This is a genomic window from Phyllobacterium sp. 22229 (assembly GCF_052056495.1).
In the GTDB taxonomy this organism is placed as follows: domain Bacteria; phylum Pseudomonadota; class Alphaproteobacteria; order Rhizobiales; family Rhizobiaceae; genus Phyllobacterium; species Phyllobacterium myrsinacearum.
In genome coordinates this window covers 85375-94717 of record NZ_JBQEPA010000022.1, presented here as the reverse complement: position 1 = coordinate 94717, position 9343 = coordinate 85375, and the positions used below count along the sequence as shown (strand labels likewise).

Below are 9343 nucleotides of genomic sequence, written 5' to 3'. Positions count from 1 at the left end.
AACGCCCGCAGCCGCGCATTGTTGGCCGCGCCAAACGATGGATATTCGTTGGAGAACGGGTCGGGAATGCGGCTGAGAACACCCGGCATATTCTTGACAACGCGTTCGGCAGCGGCGCGCAACGGTTCCAGTTCCTGTGCCCGCGCAGCCGGCACAGTGATGGAGAAAAACACCTTGTTGTCAGCAATGAAAATATCCGAGACAAGTCCCAGATCGACAATATTGCTGTTGAAATCAGGCCCGGTCACCGTCTTCAGCTGATCGAGAACCTGATCCTTGCTCACGCCTGCCATGCTTTTTGTCCCTTTTGTTTCTTACCGCTTCACATAGTGCAGTTGAGCAGAAACGCCAATGGGGCAAAGCGCACCTTCCCGCGTGAACGCCGCACTGAACGAGGCCGCGTACGGCCCCGTTCCTGGCAGATGAAACTCAGGAGCCAAGGAGAAGCCGCAGCTTCTTCAGGGCCACATCTGTGGTTTCCTTGTAGTCGATGGTGCTCTTCAGGCGGGCATCCCGGTCGAGCAGCATCACCGATGCCGTGTGATCCATGGTGTAGTCGCCATTTTCCGTCGGCACCTTGCGGGCATAGATCTTCCAGCCCTTGATGACCTTTTCCATTTCCTTGGGATCGCCGGTGATGCCGGTGATCCGGTCGGTGAAGGCTGCCGTATAGCCCTTCATCACCTCGGGCGTGTCCCGTTCGGGATCGACCGAGATGAAGAAGACGCGCAAGTCCTTGCCTTCGTCGCCCAATGCCTTGAGCCAGCCCGCCATTTCAAACAGTGTTGTCGGGCAGACTTCGGGGCAATGGGTGAAGCCGAAGAACAGGGCTGTCGGATGTCCCTGGAATGCCGCTTCGGTGATCGGCGCACCATTCTGGTCGATCAGCGAAAATGGCACGCCCAGCTTCACCGGTTCTATCTCATTGCCCTTGCGGGCGCTGTAATAGGTAAAGGCCAGGAAGATCATCAGAACCGCGATGACCGACCAGAGTGCAATGCGGACGCTGCGGACGTTCATTACTGGCCATGCCCCGTGGAGGTCGCACCGGCGGCTTCCACTTTCAGTTTGATTTCAACCTTGCCGGCTTTCTCGAATTCGAGGGTTACCGGGACGTCTTCGCCCTTCTTCAAGGGCTGCTTGATCTCCAGCAGCATCAGATGCATGCCGCCTGGCTCAAGCTCTACGGTTCCGCCGGCAGGAATTTCCACGCCGTCCGCGAGCTTGCGCATTTTCATCACCTCGCCATCCATCTTCATTTCATGGACTTCGACGCGCGCGGCAGCCGGGCTGGAGCCGCCAAGCAGGCGGTCCGCCTCCTTGGCCTCGTTGGTGATCGAGATATAACCGCCGCCAACCTTGGCACCTGGCAATGTGGCGCGGGTGAAGGCATCGGTGAACACGAGATTGCCGACTTTGACCGCATCCGTGGCTTCGTGTTTCTGCATCTTGGCTGCATCGCCCTTGCTCATGGCTGCATGGTCATGGGCCCATACCGGCGAGGCAACCGAGGTGGCCAGCAATGCAAACATTGCAAATTTGAGAGTGGATTTCATGGACGTTCTCCAGTTCCGTTGTTTATGAGAATACGCGTTTGAGCGGGGAAGGAACACGCTGGATCAACTGATCGAGAACCAGCATGGCGAGAATGGCAAAACCCGTGAGCGGGAAGAGGACACCGAAGCCGAGGATGACCAGGGTCAACACGGCAAAGACGCTCTTTTGCGACGGCATGGGCGGCACCCCCAGACGCCCGGACGGACGGCGTTTCCACCACATGACCACGGCGGAAACCGCCGCAAGGATGATGGCGAAACAGGTGACAAGCATGACGATCTGGTTGAGAAGGCCCCAATACTGCCCCATATGCACGCCGATGCCGAACTCGATCACCTTGGCACCGGCGCCATAATCGGCAAACTTCAGATCAACCAGCGGCTTGCCGGTATACTGATCGAAATGGATCGTCCGCTGCCTGGCGATATCGTCCGGGAAAATCGCCGCCGTATAGACGCCGTCCGGTCCCGACGGCAACGACACCTCGAAGCCCGGCGTAATGCCTTCGGCCCTGGCGGACGCCACGATCCGGTCAAGGCCGACACTTTTGACGGCCCCATCAGCTGTCGAGGTCGGGACAGGGGCGTTTTCGACGGTCCAGCCTGCCTCCGTCAGCACGTCCTTTGTCGGAATTTTCGACACCGGAACGTCGTTCCAGAGCAGCGTGGGGTATCCAAGCCCCTTGTCCGCCAGGGTGGCATTGAGCTTGTCGCCCCAATAGGCCGACCACGGCATGCCGGTAATGGCGAGAAAGAAGATCAAAGCCCCGGCCACCGCGCCGGTCACCGCATGCAGGTCACGCCAGAAGATGCGCTTGTCGGGCGTACCGCGAACCGTGATGACGCCACCCTTCTGCTTGCGCGGCCACCACAGATAAAAGCCGGTGACGACAAGGATCAGCGCAAGACCGCCAACCGCCTCGACCACCCGGTCAAGCGCCAGCCCGAAATAGACAAGGCTGTGAATCTTGCGCACGACCCAATTGAATTCCTGCTTCTCGGCAACCTTGCCCAGCACCGAGCCGGTATAGGGATCGACGAAAACGAGGACCTTCCCGGCATCCGTACCGAGGATGACCCGGGCGGATTGGGTCGGTGCGGACGGGTCGCGATAGCGCAGGATGGTTGCGCCGGGAACGGCAGCCTCGGCGTTCCTGATCAGCAGCGACGGGGCGAGTACCTCGCTGCGCGGCGTCACGACATTGCGGTAGGCAAAGGCGGTATTGTCGATTTCATCCTTGAAAAGATAGAGCCCGCCGGTGATGGCGAGATTGAGCATGAAGGGAATGACCAGAAGGCCGGCGAAAAAATGCCAGCGCCAGATGGCGCGGTAGAGGGATTGACTGATGTCCTTGGGCTTCTCCGAAGCCATGCTTGAGACGCTCATGCGTGTTCCAATCGTCTGACAGCAATAGTGATTGGCCTGTGAAAGACCAATGAGGGCGCCAGATGGCGCGGCCTTTCCGAGCGATGGAGGACCAGCGTTCGAAAAGTCTGGTGTCAGACGAGAGGGGGGGCCTGGGGCGGTGCTGCCGGAGGATAGAGGCTGCGGGCAATCAGCACCGCTTCGCGCTTGATGGCGAGCGATACCGCCGGTTCCACGCGCTGACCGCCGGTGTGAGGCGGAACCGGGAGAATGAACGAAGCGGACAGGCGGCAGGCCTCGCAGCCCGTGCCGTGCCATGCGTTCTTATGCGGGTCCTGGTCGCCGCTGCCGGGAAGGCAGAGCACAGGAACGGTGCCATCGGGGAGCGTATAGGCGGCAAGATCAATCTGATCATTGGATGCTGCGATGACAGGCTGATGGGCAAAGGCGACGAAGACAAGCGCCAGCGCGCACAGCATGCGCACCGCCAGTTGCCAATCGTATCCGAATTTGCGCATCACATCCCCGTTTTGCGTTTCCGGCTAACCAGATAACGCAGCTTGCGCGGGAAATCTATGCGGCAAAGCGACAAATGCCGGTTCGTCTAGGCGGGAAGACCATCAATCTCCACCAGCCATGCGCCCGACGGCACATCTGCAAACGTCACCGTTTCGGCGTTGGTGAGGTGCAATACGTCATTTGCGCCAAGTTTTTCGCCGGTTGCGAGCTTCGCCGCGCTGCGCAGGACCAGAAATGTATGGCTGACCTTGCCCGCAACAATCGGGTCGTCACATCTTTTGACCCGCGCCGAAAATTTTCCGCGGCGGACCATGACGTTAAGGTCCGTGACCGCGTGCAGCACCACCGCATGCGTCGGAATATCGCCGGGAAAGGCGATGGCAGGAGATGACGGACCAAGTGTTTCAGGCAATTGGCCATCCACGGTCAGCACCATCTCGCCGTCCAGCACGGCCAGCACCCGGTCGACGCCGGGAAAGGCCGAGAACGGGCCCGACTCCGGAACTTTTGCCATGCTGATGCGCCAGTCGAAGCCGTCGACCGGCGCGCCCTCGGGAAAAACCGCTATCTCGGTGGTAACACCCTTGCCGTTTTTCCAAGGCATCTGCCGGTGCCCGGCCGAACGCAGGATGCGCATCAGCCGAGAATACCCGGCAGGTTGAGGCCCTTCTCCCGGGCGCAATCGATGGCGATCTCGTAGCCCGCATCCGCATGGCGCATGACGCCGGTGGCCGGATCGTTCCACAAAACCCGTTCAAGCCGCCGTTTGGCATCATCCGTGCCGTCAGCGCAGATCACCATGCCCGCATGCTGCGAGAAGCCCATGCCGACGCCGCCGCCATGATGCAGCGACACCCATGTGGCGCCCGATGCCGTGTTGAGCAGCGCATTGAGCAGCGGCCAGTCGGAAACGGCATCCGACCCGTCCTTCATCGCTTCCGTCTCGCGGTTCGGCGAGGCGACGGAACCGGAATCGAGATGATCGCGGCCGATGACGATGGGCGCATTGAGTTCGCCATTGCGCACCATTTCGTTGAAAGCAAGACCAAGGCGATGACGGTCGCCCAGACCAACCCAGCAGATGCGCGCCGGCAGGCCCTGGAACGCGATGCGCTCGCGCGCCATGTCGAGCCAGTTGTGCAGATGCGTGTTGCCGGGGGTGAGTTCCTTCACCTTGGCGTCGGTCTTGTAGATATCCTCCGGATCGCCCGACAGCGCCGCCCAGCGGAACGGACCGATACCGCGGCAAAACAGCGGGCGGATATAGGCGGGCACGAAGCCGGGGAAAGCGAAGGCATTTTCCAGCCCTTCGTCCTTGGCGACCTGGCGGATATTGTTGCCATAGTCGAGCGTCGGCACGCCGGCGTTCCAGAAAGCGATCATCGCCTCCACATGCTCGCGCATCGACGCACGGGCGGCCTTCTCGACAGCCTTGGGGTCGCTTTCGCGCTTGGCCTTCCATTCGGCGATCGACCAGCCTTTTGGCAGATAGCCATTGATCGGATCATGCGCCGAGGTCTGGTCGGTAACGATGTCGGGGCGCACACCGCGGCGCACCAGTTCCGGCAGGATTTCCGCTGCATTGCCGAGGAGACCTACGGACTTGGCTTCACCGGCCTTGGTCCAGCGGTCGATCATTGCAAGCGCTTCATCCAGCGTTTCGGCCTTGGCATCGACATAACGGGTGCGCAGGCGGAAATCGATCGAATCGGGATTGCACTCGATGGCGAGGCAGCAGGCGCCTGCCATGACAGCGGCCAGCGGCTGCGCGCCGCCCATGCCGCCAAGGCCGCCGGTGAGAATCCACTTGCCCTTGAGATTGCCGCCATAATGCTGGCGGCCCGCCTCGACGAAGGTCTCGTAGGTGCCCTGCACGATGCCCTGGGTGCCGATATAAATCCATGAACCGGCGGTCATCTGACCGTACATGGCCAGACCCTTCTTATCCAGTTCGTTGAAATGATCCCATGTCGCCCAATGGGGAACGAGGTTGGAATTGGCAATGAGGACGCGCGGCGCATCGGCATGGGTGCGGAACACGCCGACCGGCTTGCCGGACTGCACCAGCAGGGTCTCGTCCTCGTTCAGGGTCTTCAGGGTTGCGACGATCTTGTCGAAATCGTCCCATGTGCGGGTGGCACGGCCGATGCCGCCATAGACCACCAGCTCATTGGGGTTTTCGGCAACATCCGGGTCGAGATTGTTCATCAGCATGCGCAGGGGCGCTTCTGTCATCCAGGATTTGGTATTGAGTTCCGGACCGCGGGGGCTGCGGATTTCACGGATGTTGTGACGTGGATTGTTCATTTTAAGCTCCCCAGCTTGAAAGCGGTTTGTTCGAGATTTTCGAGAATGTCCTTGAGATGCTTGCGCAGGCGCTCGGCCTTCGTCTCGTCATAGGCAAAGGGCGGCGCTTCGCTCTGCAGATGGGTGGACTGCGCCAGCTCCATCTGGATGGCATGCACACCCTTTTCCGGCCTGCCGTAATGGCGCGTTGTCCAGCCGCCCTTGAAGCGCCCGTTCATCACCCCGTCATAGCCGGGTGCCGCAAAGGCAAAACGGCCGGTTGCGGCAGCCACTTCGGGCGCACAGCTTGTGCCCTGATTGGTGCCGATGTTGAAATCCGGCAGCTTGCCCTGAAACAGAAACGGGATGTGCGAGCGGATGGAGTGGCAATCATAGAGAATGGCGAGGCCGTGAATATCCTGTACGCGCTTGATCTCGGCCGCCAGGGCGGCGTGATAAGGCTTGTGGAAATGCTCAAGCCGCTTCTGCGTATCGGCGGGAGCGGGTTTTTCGCCATTGCGCCAGATTGCCTTACCGTCGAAATCCGTTTCCGGGATGAGACCGGTGGTATTCTGTCCAGGATAGAGGCTGACGCCTTCCGGATCACGGTTGGCGTCGATGACATAGCGGTGGAAGGTGGCGCGCACGGTCGTCGCTTCCGGCAGGAGTCCGTCATAAAGCGTGTGGATATGCCAGTCCGTATCGGCCAGCAGCTGTCCGTTCTCATTGAGCCGCGCCCAGATATCGGCGGGAACCTCCGTGCCCGTGTGCGGCAGGCCGAGAATGACCGGGGACGATCCCTGTTTGACGTCGACAACGCTCATAGGGCGGTATCCAGTGCTGGCAGGATGTCGGGGGAAATCGCAGCATTGAGCCCGCCGGAACCAATGAGATCGGACACGGCCTTCAGATCCGGCGCCATATAGCGGTCCTCGTCCAGCGTCGGCACGACGGAACGGATCGCTGCATGGGCGCGGGTAAGTTCCGGGCTCGTCTGCAGCGGGCTGCGCAAATCAATGCCCTGCGCGGCCGTCAATGCCTCGATGCCGATGATGGAGAACAGGTTGTCCGTCATCTGCAACAGGCGCCGCGCGCCGTGGCAGGCCATGGACACGTGGTCTTCCTGATTGGCCGAGGTCGGCGTGGAATCAACTGAAGCCGGATGCGACATCTGCTTGTTTTCCGACATCAGCGCGGCCGACGTGACTTCGGCGATCATCAGGCCGGAATTCAAACCCGGTTTGCGGGCAAGGAAGGCGGGCAGGCCGTAGCTCAATGCCGGATCGACCAGCAGTGCGATACGGCGCTGGGCGATCGAGCCGATTTCGCAGATGGCAATGGCGATCTGGTCGGCGGCGAAAGCAACGGGTTCCGCATGAAAATTGCCGCCCGACACCACAGAGCCATCGCTGAGAACCAGCGGATTGTCGGTGACCGCATTGGCTTCGATTTCCAGTGTGCGCGCCGCCATGCGCAAGAGATCGAGACAGGCGCCATCGACCTGCGGCTGGCAGCGGATGCAGTAAGGATCCTGAACGCGCTCGTCGCCCTCGATATGACTGGCACGGATCGGTGAATTTTCAAGCAGGCGGCGCAGCGCGGCGCCCGTATCGATCTGGCCGCGATGGCCGCGCAGGGTGTGAATATCAGGATGGAACGGCGCGGAGGAGCCCATCGCCGCATCGGTGGACAATGCGCCCGTGATCAGCGCCGACTGGGCAGAGCGATGCGCCCGGAACAGGCCCGCGAGCGCCAGCGCCGTTGACACCTGCGTGCCATTGATGAGTGCAAGCCCTTCCTTGGCGGCAAGCACCACCGGCGTGAGGCCAGCCTTGGCGAGGCCTTCGCCGGCATGCATCCGCGTGCCGCCAAAGGTCACGTCACCCTCGCCGATCATCGCCGCAGCCATATGAGCCAGCGGTGCCAGATCGCCTGAGGCACCTACAGAGCCTTTTTCGGGAATAACAGGGATGACGCCCTTGGCCAGCATCGCTTCGATGAGGCTGATCAGTTCCGGGCGTACGCCCGACGCGCCGCGGCCGAGCGAGATCAGCTTCAGAGCCATGATCAGGCGGACAATGTTCTCCGGCAGCGCGTTGCCGACACCGCAGCAATGCGACAGAATCAGATTGCGCTGGAGCGTTCCCACATCGGCCGCGTCGATGCGGATCGACGCCAGCTTGCCGAAGCCGGTGTTGATGCCATAGACCGGCGCGTTGCCGGCGGCGATTTCGGCGATGCGCGCAGCCGCCGCTGCAATCCCCTTGTGAAACGAGGCATCGAGCCGGACAGGCGTGCCCTGCCAATAGATTTTTTCCAGTTCAGCCAGAGGAACGGAACCGGGGTGGAGGACGACAGTCATGGTCAAGCCTTCAAGATGAGCTGATGGAGGGGATTGAAGCCGATGCGGTAGCAGAGCTCTGCGGGCTGCGCGGCGTTCCAGATGGCGATTTCGGCACGTTTTCCGGGTGCAATGGTGCCAAGCTCGTTTTGCAGTCCAAGCGCATGCGCGGCCTCGCGCGTTGCACCCGCCAGCGCTTCTTCGGCGGTCAGGCGGAACAGGGTGCAGGCCATGTTCATGGTGAGGAGCAGCGATGTCAGCGGCGATGTGCCGGGATTGCAGTCCGTGGCAATGGCGATGCGGACACCGGCGGCCCGCAGGGCTTTGACCGGCGGGGCCTGCTCTTCGCGCAGCGCATAGAAGGCACCCGGCAAAAGCACCGCCACCGTGCCTGCGGCGGCCATGGCCCCGGCACCGTCTGCGTCGAGATATTCAAGATGATCGGCAGACAGCGCACCATAGGAGGCGGCGAGTTTGGCGCCACCGAGATTGGACAGCTGTTCCGCATGCAGCTTGACCGGAATGCCAAGGGCTTTCGCCCGGTCGAACACACGCGTGATCTGGGCCGGTGAGAAGGCAATGCCTTCGCAAAATCCATCGACCGCGTCGACCAGACCTTCCGCATGGGCAGCGTCGAGACCCGGCAGCACAACCTCGCTGATATAGTCATCCGCGCGGCCGCGATATTCCGGTGGCACCGCATGGGCAGCGAGATAGCTGGTGCGGATGCGTACGGGACGCAGCGTGCCGAGTCGGCGCGCCACCCGCAGCATTTTCAGCTCCGCCTCGATGTTGAGGCCGTAGCCGGATTTGATTTCAACGGTGGCAATGCCTTCCGCCAGCAGGGTGTCGAGCCGCGGCAGGCTCTGCGCGGCAAGTTCATCTTCCGAAAGGCCATTGGTTGATTTCACCGAGGAAACAATGCCGCCGCCAGCCCGGGCGATTTCCTCATAGCTTGCGCCCTCGAGGCGCATTTCAAACTCGCGGGCGCGGTTGCCGCCGAAAACCAGATGGGTGTGGCAGTCGATCAGTGCCGGCGTCGCCAGGCGGCCGCCGAAATCCTGCACTTCGGCAGATTTCCAATCATCCGGAACCGTCGTTCCGACCCAGGAAATACGATCCCCTTCAATACCGATCGCACCCGCGTCGATCAGGCCATAGGGCGCGCCAGTCTTCTCCAGCGTCGCGATCCTCAATCCGGACAGAATTTTCCTCATCGGCCTTGATACCATCCCCATTAGCGCTTGCTCATGACGTTATTATGTATATACATAT

10 protein-coding genes are annotated in these 9343 nt (G+C 61.3%); all 10 read right to left on the bottom strand.

The window, feature by feature from the left end:
• Nucleotides 1-293, bottom strand: a 293-nt coding sequence (locus tag ACTJJ7_RS22900) for an iron-sulfur cluster assembly protein (RefSeq protein ID WP_440968925.1), incomplete at its 3' end; no start/stop codon positions are given.
• A 136-nt stretch (nt 294-429) separates the two neighbouring features.
• Complete coding sequence (locus ACTJJ7_RS22895) at nt 430-1020, bottom strand: SCO family protein (protein ID WP_105737991.1); 591 nt, start codon at nt 1018-1020, stop codon at nt 430-432.
• The gene (locus ACTJJ7_RS22890) at nt 1020-1556 is read right to left on the bottom strand and encodes a copper chaperone PCu(A)C (RefSeq protein WP_245421249.1); all 537 of its coding nucleotides are present in this window, start codon (nt 1554-1556) and stop codon (nt 1020-1022) included. The genes ACTJJ7_RS22895 and ACTJJ7_RS22890 overlap by 1 nt, the downstream gene beginning before the upstream one ends.
• A gap of 22 nt (nt 1557-1578) precedes the next feature.
• Nucleotides 1579-2943 (bottom strand): PepSY-associated TM helix domain-containing protein, encoded by a 1365-nt coding sequence (locus ACTJJ7_RS22885; protein ID WP_440968924.1) that lies wholly within the window; start codon nt 2941-2943, stop codon nt 1579-1581.
• A 113-nt stretch (nt 2944-3056) separates the two neighbouring features.
• Nucleotides 3057-3440, bottom strand: a complete 384-nt coding sequence (locus ACTJJ7_RS22880; RefSeq protein ID WP_105737995.1) for a hypothetical protein — start codon at nt 3438-3440, stop codon at nt 3057-3059.
• Nucleotides 3441-3526: 86 nt separating this feature from the next.
• Nucleotides 3527-4078 (bottom strand): HutD/Ves family protein, encoded by a 552-nt coding sequence (locus ACTJJ7_RS22875; RefSeq protein WP_440968923.1) that lies wholly within the window; start codon nt 4076-4078, stop codon nt 3527-3529.
• Nucleotides 4078-5748 (bottom strand): urocanate hydratase, encoded by a 1671-nt coding sequence (gene hutU / locus ACTJJ7_RS22870; protein ID WP_440968922.1) that lies wholly within the window; start codon nt 5746-5748, stop codon nt 4078-4080. The genes ACTJJ7_RS22875 and hutU overlap by 1 nt, the downstream gene beginning before the upstream one ends.
• Nucleotides 5745-6551 (bottom strand): N-formylglutamate deformylase, encoded by an 807-nt coding sequence (gene hutG, locus ACTJJ7_RS22865; protein WP_440968921.1) that lies wholly within the window; start codon nt 6549-6551, stop codon nt 5745-5747. The genes hutU and hutG overlap by 4 nt, the downstream gene beginning before the upstream one ends.
• On the bottom strand, nt 6548-8089 hold the full coding sequence (gene hutH / locus ACTJJ7_RS22860; protein WP_440968920.1) for a histidine ammonia-lyase: 1542 nt from the start codon (nt 8087-8089) through the stop codon (nt 6548-6550). Before hutH ends, hutG begins: the two co-directional genes overlap by 4 nt.
• Before the next feature lie 2 nt (nt 8090-8091).
• Nucleotides 8092-9285, bottom strand: a complete 1194-nt coding sequence (gene hutI, locus ACTJJ7_RS22855; protein ID WP_440968919.1) for an imidazolonepropionase — start codon at nt 9283-9285, stop codon at nt 8092-8094.
• Between the last annotated feature and the right edge of the window lie 58 nt (nt 9286-9343).

Coding starts and splice junctions, on each gene's coding strand:
- ACTJJ7_RS22895 (WP_105737991.1), bottom strand. CDS start 1,020: ATGAACGTCCGCAGCGTCCGCATTGCACTCTGGTCGGTCATCGCGGTT.
- ACTJJ7_RS22890 (WP_245421249.1), bottom strand. CDS start 1,556: ATGAAATCCACTCTCAAATTTGCAATGTTTGCATTGCTGGCCACCTCG.
- ACTJJ7_RS22885 (WP_440968924.1), bottom strand. CDS start 2,943: ATGAGCGTCTCAAGCATGGCTTCGGAGAAGCCCAAGGACATCAGTCAA.
- ACTJJ7_RS22880 (WP_105737995.1), bottom strand. CDS start 3,440: ATGCGCAAATTCGGATACGATTGGCAACTGGCGGTGCGCATGCTGTGC.
- ACTJJ7_RS22875 (WP_440968923.1), bottom strand. CDS start 4,078: ATGCGCATCCTGCGTTCGGCCGGGCACCGGCAGATGCCTTGGAAAAAC.
- hutU (WP_440968922.1), bottom strand. CDS start 5,748: ATGAACAATCCACGTCACAACATCCGTGAAATCCGCAGCCCCCGCGGT.
- hutG (WP_440968921.1), bottom strand. CDS start 6,551: ATGAGCGTTGTCGACGTCAAACAGGGATCGTCCCCGGTCATTCTCGGC.
- hutH (WP_440968920.1), bottom strand. CDS start 8,089: ATGACTGTCGTCCTCCACCCCGGTTCCGTTCCTCTGGCTGAACTGGAA.
- hutI (WP_440968919.1), bottom strand. CDS start 9,285: ATGAGGAAAATTCTGTCCGGATTGAGGATCGCGACGCTGGAGAAGACT.